This window comes from Sphingobacterium humi, from assembly GCF_009768885.1.
In the GTDB taxonomy this organism is placed as follows: Bacteria; Bacteroidota; Bacteroidia; order Sphingobacteriales; family Sphingobacteriaceae; genus Sphingobacterium; species Sphingobacterium humi.
In genome coordinates this window covers 579,167-597,424 of record NZ_WSQA01000001.1, presented here as the reverse complement: position 1 = coordinate 597,424, position 18,258 = coordinate 579,167, and the positions used below count along the sequence as shown (strand labels likewise).

Annotated in this window: 12 protein-coding genes; 6 read left to right on the top strand and 6 right to left on the bottom strand. The window is 44.3% G+C overall.

What is annotated here, in order from left to right; all coding sequences use genetic code 11:
- The first annotated feature begins 115 nt into the window (after window positions 1-115).
- The 4 genes from aqpZ (at window position 116) to GQF63_RS02220 (ending at window position 4,361) form a co-directional block, all read left to right on the top strand.
- On the top strand, window positions 116-841 hold the full coding sequence (aqpZ, locus tag GQF63_RS02235; protein WP_160367455.1) for an aquaporin Z: 726 nt from the start codon (window positions 116-118) through the stop codon (window positions 839-841).
- A gap of 121 nt (window positions 842-962) precedes the next feature.
- Window positions 963-2,894, top strand: a complete 1,932-nt coding sequence (locus GQF63_RS02230; protein WP_160367454.1) for a DNA polymerase III subunit gamma/tau — start codon at window positions 963-965, stop codon at window positions 2,892-2,894.
- A gap of 76 nt (window positions 2,895-2,970) precedes the next feature.
- Entirely contained in the window at window positions 2,971-3,747 is a 777-nt protein-coding gene (rlmB, locus tag GQF63_RS02225; protein WP_160367453.1) for a 23S rRNA (guanosine(2251)-2'-O)-methyltransferase RlmB, read from the top strand.
- A gap of 59 nt (window positions 3,748-3,806) precedes the next feature.
- Window positions 3,807-4,361 carry an HPP family protein gene (locus GQF63_RS02220; RefSeq protein WP_160367452.1) on the top strand — a complete coding sequence of 185 codons (555 nt, stop codon included), beginning with the start codon at window positions 3,807-3,809 and terminating at the stop codon, window positions 4,359-4,361.
- 110 nt (window positions 4,362-4,471) lie between these two features.
- Here GQF63_RS02220 and GQF63_RS02215 read toward each other — a convergent pair whose 3' ends face one another.
- On the bottom strand, window positions 4,472-6,262 hold the full coding sequence (locus GQF63_RS02215; protein ID WP_160367451.1) for a DEAD/DEAH box helicase: 1,791 nt from the start codon (window positions 6,260-6,262) through the stop codon (window positions 4,472-4,474).
- A 476-nt stretch (window positions 6,263-6,738) separates the two neighbouring features.
- On the opposite strand from GQF63_RS02215, the gene GQF63_RS02210 reads away from it, so the two are divergent.
- Window positions 6,739-8,208: an amino acid permease gene (locus GQF63_RS02210; RefSeq protein ID WP_160367450.1), complete on the top strand. Its 1,470-nt coding sequence runs from the start codon at window positions 6,739-6,741 to the stop codon at window positions 8,206-8,208.
- 391 nt (window positions 8,209-8,599) lie between these two features.
- Here GQF63_RS02210 and GQF63_RS02205 read toward each other — a convergent pair whose 3' ends face one another.
- From GQF63_RS02205 to alaS, 5 genes are all read right to left on the bottom strand, one after another.
- The gene (locus tag GQF63_RS02205; protein WP_160367449.1) at window positions 8,600-10,777 is read right to left on the bottom strand and encodes a DUF4954 family protein; all 2,178 of its coding nucleotides are present in this window, start codon (window positions 10,775-10,777) and stop codon (window positions 8,600-8,602) included.
- Window positions 10,778-10,786: 9 nt separating this feature from the next.
- Window positions 10,787-12,628 (bottom strand): glutamine--fructose-6-phosphate transaminase (isomerizing), encoded by a 1,842-nt coding sequence (gene glmS / locus GQF63_RS02200; protein WP_160367448.1) that lies wholly within the window; start codon window positions 12,626-12,628, stop codon window positions 10,787-10,789.
- A gap of 136 nt (window positions 12,629-12,764) precedes the next feature.
- Entirely contained in the window at window positions 12,765-13,457 is a 693-nt protein-coding gene (locus GQF63_RS02195) for a response regulator transcription factor (protein WP_160367447.1), read from the bottom strand.
- Window positions 13,458-13,560: 103 nt separating this feature from the next.
- Entirely contained in the window at window positions 13,561-14,664 is a 1,104-nt protein-coding gene (locus GQF63_RS02190; RefSeq protein ID WP_160367446.1) for a TlpA family protein disulfide reductase, read from the bottom strand.
- A gap of 6 nt (window positions 14,665-14,670) precedes the next feature.
- A complete protein-coding gene (alaS, locus tag GQF63_RS02185; RefSeq protein WP_160367445.1) occupies window positions 14,671-17,286 on the bottom strand; it encodes an alanine--tRNA ligase in 2,616 nt (871 codons plus the stop codon).
- A gap of 138 nt (window positions 17,287-17,424) precedes the next feature.
- Between alaS and GQF63_RS02180 the strand changes: the two genes are divergently transcribed.
- Window positions 17,425-18,258 (top strand): universal stress protein, encoded by an 834-nt coding sequence (locus tag GQF63_RS02180; RefSeq protein WP_160367444.1) that lies wholly within the window; start codon window positions 17,425-17,427, stop codon window positions 18,256-18,258.

The window sequence follows — 18,258 nt, the reverse complement described above, 5'->3', positions numbered from 1 at the left end:
AAGACTTTCCAGCTCAATAAACTTCCCTTCATATTTCAGTTTTCAAGTGATGATTTTCTGAACTTTTTAGTGTAATTATTCAGAAAATTATTAACTTGTTGTAAAAATATAAATTATGGAAACAAAAATCTCTTCAAAATTTATCGCCGAACTGATTGGAACATTTGGTTTGGTGTTGTTTGGATGCGGTGCTGCCGCCGTCGCTGGGGCAGATACCTTAGCCCAAACATCAGGATTGGGGTTATTGGGGATCGCATTGGCTTTTGGGTTTTCGGTTGTCGTCTTTGCCTATGCCATTGGAGGCATATCGGGCTGCCACATCAACCCGGCGGTGACTATCGGGGTGCTAGTTGCCGGAAAAATATCCTTTAAAGATGCGATTGTTTACATCGTTGCACAGTTAATCGGTGCTGTCATTGCTGCCTTTGTGCTTAAAACCGTGCTAAGCGGACAGCTTGCCGGATTTACAGCAGGCGAGTGGGCATTCGGTTCTAACGGCTGGGGAGACGGCTATCAAAATGAATACAGCATGACCTCCGCCTTCATCACCGAAGCCGTATTGACAGCCTTATTCTTATTTGTCATTTTGGCTACTACCTCCAAAGTGGGAAATGCGACCATGGCCGGATTAGCCATCGGTTTTACCTTAGTATTAATACACCTTTTTGCGATTCCTATCACAGGAACTTCCGTAAACCCAGCACGTAGCTTTGGCCCTGCACTCTTTGCAGGCGGACAAGCGTTGTCGCAGCTATGGCTGTTCTTTGCCGCACCTATCGTCGGTGCTATCATTGGTGCAGTCTTGTGGAAAACGGTTTATACGGAGCCCAAAGAAGGTTAACTTATATTTTTTCCTATTCTTAATTATTCTCAAGAGGAGCTGGCAAGTGCGTCAGCTCTTTTTTTATCGATCTACTAGGGCCTCTTGTTGCCTAAACTATGAAAAATGATTATCTTCGCACATGGATAATTTTATTGTTTCTGCCCGAAAATACAGACCGGTTACTTTTGACTCGGTAGTAGGTCAGCAACACATTACAGGGACTTTAAAGAATGCTATTCGCAATAACCAACTTGCACAGGCATTCTTATTCTGCGGTCCTCGTGGTGTGGGGAAAACGACTTGCGCACGTATTCTGGCCAAAACAATAAACTGTGAGCAGATTACGGTAGAGAATGAAGCCTGTGGCTCCTGTGATAGCTGTAAATCTTTCCAGAATGGAAACTCCTTCAGTATCCATGAGCTCGATGCAGCATCCAATAACTCCGTAGATGATATCCGATCCTTAATAGATCAGGTGCGGATTCCACCTCAAACAGGGAAGTATAAAATATACATCATCGATGAGGTGCATATGCTCTCACAACAGGCTTTTAATGCCTTCCTGAAGACCTTAGAGGAACCACCTTCCTATGCTATCTTTATCTTAGCGACGACTGAGAAGCACAAGATTCTTCCAACGATACTCTCACGTTGTCAGATATTCGACTTTAATCGCATTAAGGTAGAGGATATGGCTAATCACTTAGCAAATATCGCCAATAAGGAGGAGATTACCTTTGAAATGGATGGTCTCCATGTGATTGCGCAAAAGGCCGATGGTGGTCTTCGTGATGCACTATCCATGTTTGATCAGATTGTCAGCTTCTCCAACAAGAACCTGACCTACAAGGCTGTCATCGACAACCTCAATATCTTAGATTACGACTATTACTTCCAGCTATTGGATGCTATTGCAAAGCAGGATGCTTCGCAAGCCCTCTTGATTTTTGATTCTATCTTAAACAAAGGATTCGATGGCGGACATTTTATAGCAGGACTTTCCAATCACGTCCGGAACTTATTAGTTACGAAGGATCCAGCAACGCTCAAGTTGTTGGAGGTAAGTGAGAATGTCAAGAAACGTTATTTGGAACAGGCGCAGCAATTGTCTAGCGGCTTATTGCTTTCGGCTTTAAATATTGCCAATCAATGTGAGATCTCTTACCGAAGTAGTAAGAACCAACGCTTGCAAGTAGAGCTTAGCTTACTGAAAATGTGTCACATAGCAAGTGCCATCCAATTAGCCCAAAACGGGATACCAGCGCAAGCTGAACTAAAAAAAAAACTCCCTGAGTCTGGGGGGCTAAATGCTGGGAGTCCAGCTAAAACCACAACCACAAATCTTCCTCATGCTACTGCTGGATTCAGCCAGCCTGTAAGCAAGCCTATCGCGACCACGGAGACCCCTTCGAAGGAAATCCCAGCGGGTTCGGGGAATCCTGCTAATCCTTATGCCGGGCAGCAAGGTTCGACTTCCTCGGCAGCAAGTCCAAGTTCTTTAGCAATGGGTTCAGGTTCTACAGCAATGGGTTCAGGGTCGTCTGCAGCAGGAGCAGGAGCAAGTGGCGCATCGTCGGATGCTAAGCCTGCATTTAAAGGTTGGGGTAGCTTTAAACCGGTTAATTCCCTGCCTAACTTGAATACCATCTTTGAGGAGAAGAAAAAGGGAGACTCCGAAGAGGAGGAGCTTGTTCAGGGTAATGAGTTCTTTGAAGTGACGCAGAACAGCTTCTTAAGCAAGTGGAATATCCTTGCTGAAAAGCTGAAGGCGGAGCACAAGATTACCTTATTTACGCTGATGACGAGCAATACGCCCCGCCTAAATGGCACCTTGATTGAGGTAGAGGTGGAGAACGCCGTGCAGATCGATCAGCTGAAGCTCGGGAAGATTGATATCTTAAACTTCCTGCGTGTAGAGCTGCGCAACTTTGCTTTGGATATGGAAGTCATGATGGTGGAAAAAACCAAGGAGCGCAAGCCTTACACCTCCCAAGAAAAGTATCAGGCCATGGTTGCCAAGAACCCCCTTTTAGAGGAATTACGAAAAACCTTCGATTTAGGCCTTAGTTAAGCAATTAGTTTTCTACTTTTGTACATTCTTTTCTGCCTCATGCAGAAGAGAGGTACTTTTATTAAATATACTTTACATGCAAAATTTTCAACGTAGAGAAAGACCTGAGAAACGGGAAACCAACCAGATGGTATTTGGTATCCGTGCTGTTATGGAAGCCATTGAGAGTGGTCGGGAGATAGAATCCTTATTTGTGCAACGTGGCTTATCGGGCACTTTGTTTGCGGAATTTAAAGCATTGATAAAAGACCATCAGATTGCATATCAGCAAGTGCCGATCGAGAAGTTGAATCGCATTACGCGGAAGAACCATCAGGGAGTTATTGCTGTGATTTCGCCGATTATTTACCAGAATATCGAAGATTTATTACCGGTTATTTTTGAGAAAGGGGAGACCCCTTTATTGCTGATGCTGGATGGGGTAACGGATGTGCGTAATATGGGTGCTATTGCCCGTACGGCAGAATGTGCTGGTGTACATGCGATTATTGTTCCTAAGAAAGGCTCGGCGGAGATTAATCCAGACGCCATCAAGACCTCTGCTGGTGCTTTATTCAAGATTCCAGTATGTCGTCAGGATTCCTTAAGTAAAACCGCGAAATTCCTGATGGAGTCAGGCGTGCAGCTGGTAGTCAGTACCGAGAAAACTAAAGAATCCATTTACGATGTCGATTATACAGGTCCTAGCTGTGTGGTTATGGGAGCGGAAGATGTCGGAGTTTCCGATGACCTGATCCGTATTTCAGATAAGTTGGCCAAGATTCCTATGTTCGGTGAGATCGGCTCCTTAAATGTGTCCGTATCTGCTGCGGTAGTTATCTATGAGGCCATCAGACAACGCAATTTAGGCTAACCTTGGTTCGAAAGCTTAAACATTCCATCAATAGGCAGTACCGGGTTTACCGTTACGTCATGTATAAGGAGACCCTGGTTGATGTGCGCGAGCATATCTGGTCTTTTGTTGGCGCCTTTGTTGGCATTGGTCTCATCGCCTATTTGCAATCCTTGCAGCTTCCGGCACTTGAAAATATTTTCCTGATAGGCTCCTTTGGAGCCTCTGCTGTTTTAGTTTATGGCGCTATCCAGAGCCCTTTAGCGCAGCCACGCAATCTTATTGGTGGTCATGTGGTGTCGGCCATTGTCGGGGTGACGGTGGGGAAGTTGCTACCGGATGTGCTTTGGTTGACAGCACCATTGGCTGTTGCGTCCTCTATTGTGCTCATGCAGGTCACCAAAACCTTACACCCTCCGGGAGGAGCAACCGCATTGATTGCCGTGAGCTCGGGTACTAAAATCGCCAGTATGGGCTATGCCTATGTGCTATCGCCAGTGTTTACGGGTGCTTTCATCTTGTTTGTTGTGGCCTTAGTGTTCAATAACATCACCAAAAAGCGGCATTATCCGGTTCGGGGCTCTCGCTTACGTCGTTCCCGAAGAGATCAGTTGCGACGCAGGTTTAGGGCCTAAGCTGTGGCGCCTTTCGACCAGTCAATAACAAATTGCTTATCCAATTATTTTAAAAAAGAAAAGCCCTCGAAACTAAATTCGAGGGCTTTTTTATTCGATATAGAAAGCGATTAATATCTGCTTCTAGACTCTTTGCGTTTGCCAGAGAAGTCACGGAAACCGCCGTTCGAGCGATCACGATCTCTTCTTCCGTTGCGGCTAGAGCCATTTCTGTCGCCTCTTTCTCTGTCCGAAGATCTACCACGACCACGTCCGTTAGAACCACGGTCAGATGATCTTCCATCTCCAGAAACTTCAATACGTACAGCTCTACCGTTGAATTCAACGCTTTTAAAGCCTTGGAATACTTTTTCTACTTCTGCATCTTCCACTTCGAAGAAGGTGAATACACCTTTCAAGTCGATTTTACCGATTGATTTACCGGAAATCTTACTCTTGTTGCAGATGAAGCCTAACATATCGCCGCGGTTGAACTCGTCTACCGAACCTAAGTTGATAAACAAACGTGTAAATCCTTTGCTAGAACGACGGCCAGGTTCTCTGTCGCGGTCGCGATCGCCTCTGGCATCACGCGCCTCGATATTCAAATCTGGAGCTTCTTTGTAGTAGTCTAAGAAACGGTTGAATTCTAGGGAAGCAAAGCGTTTTACCACTTCTTCTTTCGTTAAATCTTGTAAGCTTTCTAAGATTTGAGGTAAGAAAGCGTTGATTTGCTCTTCCTGAACTTCAACGTTATGTACTTTATCGACCATGGCAAACAATTGTTTCTCACATACTTCCGTACCTTGAGGAACTTGTTTGCGCTCGAAAGATTTACCAATAATCTTTTCGATATGGCGAATCTTGCTCATTTCTTTCACATTCACTAAGGAAATAGAGATCCCTGTTTTTCCGGCACGGGCTGTACGGCCAGAGCGGTGGGTATAGTTTTCTACTTCATCAGGAAGGGAGTAGTTAATAACGTGTGTTACGTCGTTAACATCGATACCGCGGGCAGCAACGTCCGTAGCAATTAATAATTGCAAGTTGCGTTCGCGATAGCGTTTCATCACTTTATCACGTTGTTGTTGCGATAAATCGCCGTGCAGTGAATCTGCATTGTAACCGTCTTTAATTAAGGCTTCCGCAATTTCTTGGGTCTCAATTTTTGTACGGCAGAAAACAATACCGAAAATCTCTGGATAAAAATCTACGATGCGTTTGAAGGCCGCGTATTTATCTTTTGCTTTAATCAAGTAATAGTTATGCTCGATGTTTGCATTTCCGGTGTTCTTTGTGCCTACAGTCAACTCAAAAGGGTCGGTCATGTAGTTTTGTGCAATACGACGTACCTCTTTCGGCATAGTCGCAGAGAACAACCAAGTTTTTTTATCCTCCGGAGTTTCCGATAAGATGTTGTTGATGTCTTCTTGGAAGCCCATGTTCAACATTTCATCAGCTTCATCCAGAACCACGTATTTTACGTTGGAAAAATCGATGGCGTTACGTCCGATAATGTCTAGCATACGACCTGGAGTTGCAACGACGATCTGTACACCACGACGGATCTGACGCAACTGGTCACCAATGTTCGCACCACCATAAACGGCTACGACGTGAACATTGTCCATAAATTTGGCAAATTTTTCTAAGTCTTTCGCAATTTGCAAACAAAGCTCACGCGTTGGACATAAGACCAATGCTTGGGGTTGGTTGAACGAAAAATCTAGTTGTTCTAAAAGAGGAAGACCAAATGCCGCTGTCTTCCCTGTACCTGTTTGGGCTAATCCGACAAAATCGTCGTTACCAGTCAGTAATACAGGAATGGCTTTTTCCTGGATGGGAGAAGGTTTTTCGAAACCTAACTCAGTGATGGCATTAACAATATCATGACGGATCCCCAGTTCTAAAAATGGGTTCATGAAATAAAATATACAATAGGCACAATTGCCTAAGGCGGTGCAAAGGTAGCAATAATTATTGGTTTTTCCTACCTATCAAGGGGTTAAGTAACTAAATGTTTGATTTGTAGCTATATATTTCTTCTTTGTAGCTGCATTTGCTTCATTCTTTATTTTCAACCCTATTTTTAACCTATAGGTGTGATATTATTCTAATTGAGTCTGTTACATAAAACCTTTTAGGCGAAAAACAGTGCTTGCAGTAACTAGTAAACCATTTTGAAAGGCTCTCTTTTCTATCTATAAAATATGGCGAATATGAATAAAATTAGAATATAATTTGGATTGCGGTCTTCTCTTTGATTTTTTTGATATTTTATTTTATTTTTTACCAATTAATTTAAAATTTTTACTGTTTACAGCCTTGAAAAAAGCGGAAATAGGCTGTTTTTTTTATTTTTTTTGTAGGTTTATAGGATTAATCATTTAACTGAATTATGTGGTATAAAAAATCTATTGCAAAGTTAGTCGCCGAAGCAGAGCAGAGTGGCGAAGGCACGCTTAAGCGAACCCTCTCCAGCTCAGGTTTAGTTGCCTTAGGCATCGGTGCTATTATTGGTGCAGGACTTTTCTCCTTAACAGGTATTGCTGCTGCCGACCATGCCGGTCCGGCGGTTATGCTATCTTTTATTATTGCGGCGGTAGGCTGTGCTTTTGCCGGCTTGTGTTATGCTGAATTTGCCTCCATGATACCGGTTGCCGGAAGTGCTTATACGTATTCCTATGCAACCATGGGCGAGTTTATGGCCTGGATCATCGGATGGGATTTGGTCTTGGAATATGCCCTCGCGGCAGCGACCGTGGCGGTAAGCTGGTCGCAATATTTTAATGAACTGCTGCTCATGGTGGGTATACATGTCCCCACGCAGCTGCTTTCAGGGCCGTTTGAAGGCGGGGTTATCAACCTGCCGGCCATTGTTATTGTCTGCTTACTCTCCTTACTGTTAATGCGCGGAACGCAAGAGTCGTCAGCAGTAAATAATATCCTGGTTATTCTTAAAGTGAGCGTTGTTATCCTTTTCATTGTGTTGGGATGGCAATTTATCGATCCGGCAAACCATACACCATTTATTCCGGTAAACGAAGGGGAGGAGATGGTGAAACAAGGACAGATGAGCTTCTGGGATTTCTGGAGTAGTGATTACCGTGGCCATTATGGCTGGTCGGGAATTTTACAAGCTGCAGGTGTGGTTTTCTTTGCCTTTATTGGTTTTGATGCCGTAAGTACGGCCGCGCAGGAAGCCAAGAACCCGAAAAAAGGAATGCCTATCGGAATTATCGGATCCTTGATTATCTGTACCATCCTTTATGTGTTATTCGCCTATGTGATGACTGGTTTAGCGCCATACACTGCCTTCTCGGGCGATGCCAAACCCGTGGCTACGGCATTTGAAAAAACAGGATATCACTTCTTAAATACCGCCATGATCATTACCATTATTGCGGGGTATACCTCCGTTATCTTGGTGATGTTATTAGGACAAAGTCGTGTTTTCTACTCCATGAGTAAAGATGGTTTGTTGCCGAAGTTGTTTTCCGACCTCGGCAAGCGCCAAACACCTTGGAAAACGAATGCTATCTTTATGGTATTCGTGAGTATTTTCGCTGGATTTGTTCCAGTTTCCGATTTAGGCCATATGGTGAGTATCGGTACCTTGTTTGCCTTCTCCTTAGTTTGTATCGGCGTGTTGGTGCTTCGTAAAACCAACCCAGAAATCGAGCGTCCTTTCAAAACACCTTTGGTACCGCTTGTCCCTATCTTAGGTATTTTAGTGTGCGTTGGCTTAATGGCCGGGTTACCTATCGAAAGCTGGGAACGTCTAGGCATCTGGATGGCCATCGGTGTGGCTGTTTACTTTGCATACGGGTATAAGAACTCGGTATTACGGAAGGAAAATGGAAAATAAACTTAGATGTGAGATTTGAGATATGAGATATGAGAGCAGGGCTGATATTTTCAGCCCTGCTTTTTGTGTTTGGTATAATTTGGATAAGAAGGCATATGGCTAATGAGGAGTTATTTTATACCAACTTTTGATTTAGGAAAGGGCTCCTTCTGGGCACTTCTTTTTTATATCCCTTTTACTTCCCTTTCTCAACCCTTTCTCACCCCTTTCAAACCCCTTTGGAGATGGGGATGATAGGCTGTTGAAAAGGAGCTTTATGGCGCTTGCTAGTTTGCTGCGTCAAAGTAATGTTATGGGTGTGAATTTGAGGAGAAGGGGGCGATATTCCCTATACAAACGAAAAATCCCTGCCAAAGTTGGCAGGGATTATTTTGATTAACGTTTAGTATGCTTATACGGCCATTTCCTGTCGGAAAGCTTGGACGCGGTTTTTGAAGTCTGCAAATTCTTGGGTTTGTTGGTTAATGAAGCTATTGTCCTCCAACTTACCGACTACTTCTTCCATTTCTTCCATGCTGTTGTAGACCATGGCGCGGAATGGGTTTTTATAATCTTTCTCGCGGGTATTTCTAATTTCCTCGCAAATCCATTGTTTGGTTTGCAGGGCCTCGTCCAGCAGGTTGTCCCAGAAGGCCATGTCCCAGGTTTGGGCATCGCGTTCGGTTACTTCCTGTAAGGATTGCAGGGCATGCGTCAGCTTATCGCTTAAATAGTCCTCGCTCCAATGGCGATAGCGGGCATGCACGGCATCCCAAGAATCGATGGCGCCGGAACGGAGATCGGAAAGGAGTTCCTCTAGCTTGTCGGCAGGTACCAATTGGCCACCAACATTCACAAAAGACGCACGCTGCGCGGATGGCAGCGCCTGTTGAATTAGCTTGCTGTGGAAGGCATCCCTAGGCAGCAGCTCTAAAACCTGACATACCGAATAGTAGCGAATCAGTTTTTTGAAAAGCTTGTAGGACTCTCGCGGTTTTAATAACAATACCCTACGTTTGGAAAACTCGGTATTGGGCAGATGCACTTCTAGGTTAAGGCTATTGCTGTCCTGTAACCAGTTGCGGCCTTGAATAGCGGGCTCTGCGGCGTTTTTATCTATCGAAGCACCCACAGCCGTCTCCATTTCCGCAAGGGCGTTAAACAGCTCGTTTACCGTGTCTGGTGCTAAGATGTCGTATTCGAAGTATTGATTCTTGAACTGTCGCTTGTCGCGGCTGATGAATTTATTGGTGTTACGCATTAACGCATACATGTTGTACATAAACCAATAGCCCGGAATCAAAACCAATTGATCGTTTTTGACATCGTTGCTCAGCAAGGAAAATGGAATGCGGATATCAAGTTCATTGGGGAAATCGCCCTTTACGATTAAAGTGTAGGAGGCGAATCGGGAATTATGCTTCAGGCTCACGCAGAGTCCGGGCCAGAATCCCCGGCCTGCAATGATTTCGCCATCGGCAGCGCGCGAGTTATGGTTCGAGCCTACGGTAGCACCGGCAGCCATATTCGATTGGCCCATCACCAAGGAAGCACATAAAAAGGAGTTGTTATGGTGCTGCTCGTGGGCCGGGAAAATCAAGGAGTTCAATACCTCACAGCAGGAAATGGTGGAATTGTCGCCTAAAAAGGAGTTGATCAGGCGTGCGCCGTATTTTAACTGCGAGTAGGAGGAAAGGATAAAACGCACCGCTTTCACGCCATAGAACACGCGGCAGCCGTAGCCAATAATGCCGTTTACCAATTCACAGCCTTCCCCAATTTGGGTATAGGCGGTGGAGGTGGAGTTTACGGTGAGGTTTTTCAGCTTGTTCACTCCTTTGATGTAGGCATCGGAACCGATTTTTACATTTTTAATGGTGTGGGAGTTTTTGATGACCGTTCGGTCGCCAATTTCGCTGTAGAAGCCACGCTCGCTGGTAAAGCGTTTGTTGGTCATTTCAAAGAAACGCCTTTGCAGCAGCTTATCCTGCCTGTTGCGGGTCCACAGATAAACGTCGGCGGCCTGCATACCATCAAATGGCAATACCTTGCGGTTGCCATTTTCGTTGCACAGCTCCAGGTAGATGCGGGAAGATTCCGCGTCGCCATCTTTCAGGATGCCATTGCCAAACTTCGCACTGGAACTGGTTTCCATTTCACTGACATTGAGTAAGATGACTTCGTTGCCTATGATGAAATGTGCCATATAGCGCACCTGATGCAAGGCAATGCAATCGCCCAGATCACTGCTGATGATATGCGAGTTGTAGATGCCACAGGGTAGGCGAATATCTCGGTATTCCAGGTATACCTCCTCCATATCACCAATGCGGATAAGGCCAAAAAACTTGGAACGCTTAATTTGCTGGGGCAGGAATTTATCGGTCACCAATACATCGTTCCAATTGGTCGATTCATTGGCATTGGCTTCTAAGATCTGGATCTCCTCGGCGGTAAGATTACGGTAGGTCTTATCGGATTTCTGTTGTTGGAAGCGATGGTAATATTCATCTCTCCCTTCCTTAAGGTATTGGGTAGGAATAAAATCATACCCAATACGGTTTAAGGGGATTTTGTTTACATATCCCATAAGCTATTCTTATTCTACCGTTACAGATTTGGCTAAGTTTCTTGGTTTATCCACGTCTAAGCCCCGATACACACCGATGTAATAGGATAGCAACTGTAAAGGCACTACCGTTAGAATTGGTGCGATGACCTCGTCGATGGCCGGCACTTGCATGATGTCGTCGGCAATACTTTGGGTCATGTCATCACCTTGGGAAACCACGGCAATTACCTTTCCTTTGCGGGCTTTTATTTCCTGCATATTGCTGATTATTTTTTCATGGTAGGCATCCTTGCTGGCAACAAATACCACCGGTAGGGTATCATCAACCAAAGCAATAGGGCCGTGTTTCATTTCGGCAGCCGGATAGCCTTCGGCATGGATATAGGAAATTTCTTTCAGCTTCAAGGCGCCTTCTAAGGCGGTAGGGAAGTTGTAGCCACGACCTAAATAAAGTACATCGTGTGCATCTTTATATTTATAGGCGATCGCTTTGATATTATCGACTTCATTCTTCAATACCCATTCTACTTTTTCAGGTACCTCTTGCAGTTCTTTGGACAGTTCTTGGAAGCGTTCTTCAGAAATTGTGCCTTTCACTTTGGCTAGTTTTAAGGCAAACAGCATCAAAACGGCTAACTGGGCCGTATAGGCTTTGGTGCTGGCCACGCCAATTTCCGGACCGGCATGCGTATAACAACCGGCATGAGAAATGCGCGCAATGGAAGAACCCACCACGTTTACAATGCCAAAAATAGTAGCACCCTGTGCTTTTGCACGCTCTAAGGCCACTAAGGTATCTGCTGTTTCCCCACTTTGGGAAATCGCGATAATCACATCGTCTTCCGATATAATCGGGTTTCTGTAGCGGAATTCAGAGGCATACTCCACCTCTACATTCACGCGGCATAGCTCTTCAATAATATATTCGGCAACCAAACCGGCATGCCAACTGGTGCCACAGGCCACAATAATAATGCGGCGGGCCTGCATGAGTTTATCTTGGATGGCATCGACCCCACTGAGGATAATCTTCGATTCGGGAATCACTAAACGTCCGCGTAGGGAGTCGGCGATGGTAATGGGTTGTTCGAAGATCTCTTTCAACATAAAATGATCGAAGCCCCCTTTTTCTATGGCTGCCAATTCCATGTCCAGTTTTTGCACGAAAGGGGTTATCGTTTCGTTCCCCAAGTTTTTCAAAATCAGTTCATCGGGTTTCACGATGGCCAATTCATAATCGTTGATATACACCACTTCTTTGGTGTAGGCCAGCATCGGAGAGGCATCGGAACCTAGAAAATGCTCGTTGTTGCCAATACCAATCACCAAGGGGCTGCCTTTTCGGGCGGCGATGATGGTGTCGGGTTGGGCGGCATCCACAATCAAGATTACGTAGGCACCCGTAACTCGTTTTAAAGCGATGCGTATAGCCTCTTCTAGGCTGCAGTTGTTGTTTAATTTAATGTCTTCAATAAAGTTCAGTAATACTTCCGAGTCGGTATCACTTTGAAAGCTATAGCCTTCTTTGAGGAGTTCATTCTTTAGGGAGGCATAGTTCTCGATGATTCCGTTGTGGATCATCGCCAAATTGCCAGATTTGGATACATGGGGGTGGGCATTTCGGTCTGAGGGTTCGCCATGTGTTGCCCAGCGTGTATGGCCTATTCCTGTTGTTCCTGCGGTAGATTGGTTGCCGACAAACTCTTCTAAGGCAGCGACCTTTCCTTCTTTTTTGTAAACCTGGAGATGGTCTCCCTGTTGCAGTGCCACTCCGGCACTATCGTAACCGCGGTATTCTAATTTTTTTAGTCCGTCAATGACAATAGGATATGCCTGACGGGTTCCGGTGTATCCGACGATTCCACACATACTTTTTCTCGTTTAATTTAAGTTTGAATTATTAATATTTTTAAATATAGGTATAAAATCGACCTATGCAATCGATTGATTGCGTATAAAAAACAAAAACCAGACCAAGTCTGGTTTTTTATATTTTAAATTATTATTAATTTAATTCAAATTTATAGCCGACCCCTTTTACGGTGGTCACATAGCTGTCTCCGATCTTTTCACGGAGCTTCCGGATATGCACGTCGATGGTCCGGTTTGTAACAACTACCGAGTCTTCCCAAATGGCTTTGAGGATTTGCTCGCGGGTAAATACTTTGTTGGGTTTGGAGGCCAGGAGGTAGAGCAGTTCGAACTCTTTTTTAGCCAGCACAAACTTTTCCTCACCCCGGTATACCAAGAAAGAATCTCGATCAATAATCAAGTCTGCAATTTCCAGCTTATCGGTCGATTGATCGTCTAAGGCCTCAGTGGTGTTTCTGCGCAAGATGGCGTTAATGCGGCTCATCAAAGCTCTTGGCTTAATGGGCTTGGCAATGTAATCGTCGGCCCCTACGTGAAATCCTGCAATTTCAGAATACTCTTCGCTACGTGCGGTTAAGAATACCATAAAGGTTTGCTTGAATTCAGGCATGGAACGCATCAAACGACAAGCTTCAATGCCATCCATTTCTGGCATCATCACATCGAGGATAATAAGATCAGGGTATACTTCCTTAGCAACTTTGATGGCTTCTTTTCCGTTAGAAGCTGTAAATACTTGGTATCCTTCTTTGGTTAAATTATAAGATATTAATTCTACGATGTCCGACTCATCATCAACCACTAGAATCTTTTGCTTATTGGCCATATTACGTGTTTTTTTGCTAAGATATATACTTAATCATAAGGTAAAGTTAACCAAATATTATATAATTGTTAACCCTTAAATATAATTTAACAATGCTTTATTTTTAATTTAAGGTTTTCGTTAAAAATACTTCTAAATCCTTACCTCTTAAGTTCTTAGCGATTATTTTGCCGTTGCCGTCTACCAAGTAGGATGTTGGGATACCCTTAATTTGGAAATCGACAATCAGCGGGGAGCTCCAAGCTTGCAGATCCGAGATGTTGGTCCATGTTAATTTATCTTCTTCGATGGCGCGCATCCAAGAGCCGGGGTTATTGTCTAAAGACACGCCTAAAACGGTGAAGTTCTTGTCCTTAAATTGTTGGTATTGCTTCACAATATTTGGGTTTTCTTCGCGACAAGGCATACACCAGGAAGCCCAGAAATCGATTAATACGATCTTGCCTTTGAAATCGGCGAGTTTTACCAGTTTATTGTCGGCGGTGTAGGCCTGTAGGGCAGGAGCCTGCTGGCCAATGGCTAATTTACGTAGTTTGTCGACTTCGGTTTTAAACTCGTTAACATAGCGGTTCTCCGGGAATTTATCTTTGATTTCATCGGCAAAGGCAATCAGCTCGGCTTCCGCCATCTCCGGATCCAACGTGCTCATCACATAAAAGCCCGCCAGGTCTTGATTTTCTTTGGCAAAGTTCACTGATTTTTGGATGTACTCTTTAAAGAAAGGTTCGAAGTCCTGGATCATTTCCGAGCGGAGGTTCTGGATCTGATTGGCGTCCATATCCGTGCTGGCCTTGGTAAATACCTGCTGCAAGGAATCGCGAACGAAGTCTATTCTTGCTTTGGTTGGCGCAAAGGATTTCAACTTGTTGGAAAGTTCAGAGCCTTCCACACTGTAATTTTCAGGCTGCTGTAAATCGACGGTAAATTGCAGTTCCTTGCCCGGTTCTACAATAATGGGGTATCGATTTTTGCCTACCACCAGCGTTAAGAGGCGTTCTTGCGTTGCAGCGCGTTGGAATTTAAAACGGTTGCCATCGGCAATGAACGTGGAGTCTAACTTTTGGTCGCCTTCGTAGAAGCTTACGACCTTTATATTGCCGGGATTATTGATTGTTCCTTGAATATTGATGTTATCCGCATTGGAACATCCCCAAAAAGCAAGGGATAGCAAGCTGATTACACTTGCTACCCATCCAGACTTTATCATATCTTTTTATTTTACAAATTCACGTGCGCGGTCGATTGCTTGTTGCAATCCGGCGCTGTTCTTACCACCAGCGGTCGCGAAGAAGGGTTGGCCACCACCACCGCCTTGAATGTCTTTGGCGAGGTCGCGAACAATGTTGCTGGCATTTAAATCTTTTGCTTTGGCCAGTTCATCAGAAATCATAACGGTTAAGCTAGGCTTGCCGTCAAAGTCGGCACCTAATACCAAGAATAAATTGCTGATGGCACCTTTCAAGGCAAAAGCAAGGGTTTTTACGGCATCGGCATTCGGTAAATCGACCTTAGTTGCTAAGAAGTTGATGTCGCCAATTTTTTCCAATTTGGCTTCTAATTGCGCCTTCAGTTGCAGGGATTTCTCCTTAATGCTTTGCTCTATTTCTTTACGTAAGGCTGAATTCTCGTCGACAATTTTGCTCATTGCAGATACAAAATCTTTCGGATTGTTCAAGATGCCTTTCATGTTATCGACCAATTCAAAGTACTCGCGAATCACCTGTTGGGCTTTACTACCTGTAATGGCTTCGATACGACGTACGCCTGCAGCGACTGCAGATTCGGAAATAATCTTAAAGAATCCGATCTGTCCGGTGGCATCTACGTGCGTACCGCCACACAGCTCTTTGGAATACTTGTCGTCGAACGTAATCACCCGTACATGGTCGCCATACTTCTCACCGAACAGGGCGGTAACACCTGATTCTATTGCTTTTTGGTAAGGAACATTGCGTTCTTCTTTCAAGCTGATGTTTTCGCGTATTTTGGCATTGACAATATCCTCTACCTGTTTGATTTCCTCGTAGGTCATCTTGGCGAAGTGGGAGATATCGAAACGCAAGATATCCGGAGATACCAGGGATCCTTTTTGGTTCACATGTTCGCCTAACACCTGTTTTAGGGCGGCATGCAACAAGTGGGTTGCCGAGTGGTTTGCCTCGGTATCTTTCCGTTTGCTCGCATTAACTTGGGCTTCGAACGTGCCTGTCAATTCGGAAGGAAGTTGATTGACGAAATGAATAATCAAACCATTTTCCTTCTTGGTATCCAATATGCTGATTTTTTCATTGGAGGCCAAGGAACGTAGGAAACCGGTGTCGCCTACCTGACCACCACCTTCTGCATAAAAAGGCGTGTTGGCCAGTACCAATTGATATTGGTCTTTTCCTTTGGCGGATACTTTACGGTATTTTAAAATTTCGGTTTCAGCGTTCAGCACATCATAGCCTACAAACTCGGTATCCTGTTGTTCATTAACCACAACCCAGTCGCCGGTATCAATGCTGGTTGCCGCACGAGAGCGTTCCTTTTGCGCCAATAGGGCCTGTTGGAAGCCGTTCATGTCTACTGATAAACCTTGCTCGCGAGCTAATAGGTCGGTTAAGTCAATCGGGAAGCCGAAAGTGTCAAAAAGTTCGAAAGCAAAATTGCCGTCGATGGACTCATGATCTGCCACGTAATTCTCAAAACGTTGGATACCGGTAGTTAAGGTACGTAGGAAAGATACTTCCTCTTCCAATACTACTTTCTCTACGAAATCTTGTTGACTGCTTAATTCTTCGAATACACCTTTGAACTGCTCGGCCAAAACGGGAACTAATTCATGGATAAATGGCGATTTGAAGTTTAAGAAGGTGTATGCATAGCGCACCGCTCTGCGTAAGATGCGGCGGATAACATAACCTGCTTTGTTATTCGATGGCAATTGGCCATCGGCAATAGCAAAGCTTACCGCACGGATATGATCGGCCAATACGCGCATGGCGATATCGGTTTTTTCATCTGTGCCGTAGGCAATGCCTGATTTTTTTGCAATAAATTGAATCAGGGGTTGGAACACATCCGTATCATAGTTGGATGTTTTTCCTTGTATACAACGTACAAGGCGTTCGAAACCCATGCCTGTATCCACGTGTTTGGCTGGTAATGGCATCAAAGAGCCATCTTTCAGGCGGTTGAACTGCATAAATACCAGGTTCCAGATTTCAATAACCTGCGGATCGTCGGCATTCACTAAATCCTGGCCTTTTACCTTCGCACGTTCTTCATCCGTACGCATATCGTAGTGGATTTCGGAACAAGGACCACAAGGTCCTGTGTCGCCCATTTCCCAGAAGTTATCTTTTTTATTGCCCAATAAGATGCGGTCTTCGGCAATCAAGGCTTTCCATAAGTCGAAGGCTTCCATATCACGTTGCAATCCTTCGGTGGCATCGCCTTCAAAAATAGTAACATATAAACGGTCTTTATCTAGCTTAAAGACTTCCGTTAATAATTCCCAAGCCCATTCGATGGCTTCTTTTTTAAAGTAGTCACCAAAAGACCAGTTTCCTAACATTTCAAACAAGGTATGGTGGTAGGTGTCAATACCTACTTCTTCCAAGTCGTTATGCTTACCCGAAACGCGCAAACAGCGTTGGGTGTCGGCTACCCTCGGGTATTTCACCGTAGCCTCCCCTAAAAAGAGGTCCTTAAACTGGTTCATTCCAGCATTGGTAAACATAAGTGTCGGGTCGTTTTTCACCACAACTGGTGCGGAAGGGACAATCTGGTGTCCTTTACTTTGGAAAAAATCTAAAAAAGCCTGGCGTATTTCTCTGCTAGTCATTTATTTCGTGGATATTTTGGTTGCAAACTTACTCAAAATCGGCGATTATATTTGCCTTAGTCAGCAAATTTGTCTGAATAACCGATATTTTTAGTAAATTTATCTTCTTAATAAAGTACATCACAATAAATCAAAAAAATGACTATTATCGTCCCTACCGATTTTTCTGAAAACTCGGAATATGCTGCCCTATATGCCTGTGAACTCGCACAGAAAAAGAATGCCGATATTCAATTGTTGCATTGCTATACCAGCGCTTCCGTTGGTGAGGATGATGGCGAGGATGCCGATGATCCCTTATTAAAAGCTGATTTATTGATTCAAGAATTGAAGGATCGCTTGATGGATCGCTTTCCCGGAGTCGATATTTTTATCGAATCCTCGCGTACCTTAATTGTTGATAAGCTCACAGAGATGGCCAACTCAGGCAAATTTGAGTTGATTGTGATGGGTGCCTCAGGAAGCAGTAAAATCAAATCGATTTATTATGGCAGTACGACTTTAGCGGTGGCCTCCAAATCGAACATCCCGGTGATCGTAATTCCAAATCGCGATTATGCCTTCCAGATTAAACATGTGGCTTTATTAACGAACTTTAAGCATGAAGAATTGGATACCTTAAAGGCTTACCTGCGCTTATTGGATGAGGCGGAGTCTTTATCCTTAATTCATGTGTATAAAGCCAACCAAAAGAAAGAGAACATTCAGGATAGCCTGAACAATTGGGTTTACAATATTAAAGAGATGACGCAACTGCAACATGTACAATCCTTTGCAGAACCTGTGCAGAAAGAAGATGAAGAATTGGATTCTGTGCCAGAGATGGTGGATAAGATGATTCAGGAAATCAATCCGGATATGATTCTTGTTACGCCAAGCCGCAAGACCTTCTTCGAGCGTCTCTTTAGTAGTTCAGTTTCCAAAGCCCTAGCCTTGGAATTGAATAAACCTGCATTTTTTGACAAAATATAA

What these genes read in the sequence shown, in the direction of transcription:
- aqpZ (WP_160367455.1), top strand. Translation starts at nt 116, where the DNA reads ATGGAAACAAAAATCTCTTCAAAATTTATCGCCGAACTGATTGGAACA.
- GQF63_RS02230 (WP_160367454.1), top strand. Translation starts at nt 963, where the DNA reads ATGGATAATTTTATTGTTTCTGCCCGAAAATACAGACCGGTTACTTTT.
- rlmB (WP_160367453.1), top strand. Translation starts at nt 2,971, where the DNA reads ATGCAAAATTTTCAACGTAGAGAAAGACCTGAGAAACGGGAAACCAAC.
- GQF63_RS02220 (WP_160367452.1), top strand. Translation starts at nt 3,807, where the DNA reads ATGTATAAGGAGACCCTGGTTGATGTGCGCGAGCATATCTGGTCTTTT.
- GQF63_RS02215 (WP_160367451.1), bottom strand. Translation starts at nt 6,262, where the DNA reads ATGAACCCATTTTTAGAACTGGGGATCCGTCATGATATTGTTAATGCC.
- GQF63_RS02210 (WP_160367450.1), top strand. Translation starts at nt 6,739, where the DNA reads ATGTGGTATAAAAAATCTATTGCAAAGTTAGTCGCCGAAGCAGAGCAG.
- GQF63_RS02205 (WP_160367449.1), bottom strand. Translation starts at nt 10,777, where the DNA reads ATGGGATATGTAAACAAAATCCCCTTAAACCGTATTGGGTATGATTTT.
- glmS (WP_160367448.1), bottom strand. Translation starts at nt 12,628, where the DNA reads ATGTGTGGAATCGTCGGATACACCGGAACCCGTCAGGCATATCCTATT.
- GQF63_RS02195 (WP_160367447.1), bottom strand. Translation starts at nt 13,457, where the DNA reads ATGGCCAATAAGCAAAAGATTCTAGTGGTTGATGATGAGTCGGACATC.
- GQF63_RS02190 (WP_160367446.1), bottom strand. Translation starts at nt 14,664, where the DNA reads ATGATAAAGTCTGGATGGGTAGCAAGTGTAATCAGCTTGCTATCCCTT.
- alaS (WP_160367445.1), bottom strand. Translation starts at nt 17,286, where the DNA reads ATGACTAGCAGAGAAATACGCCAGGCTTTTTTAGATTTTTTCCAAAGT.
- GQF63_RS02180 (WP_160367444.1), top strand. Translation starts at nt 17,425, where the DNA reads ATGACTATTATCGTCCCTACCGATTTTTCTGAAAACTCGGAATATGCT.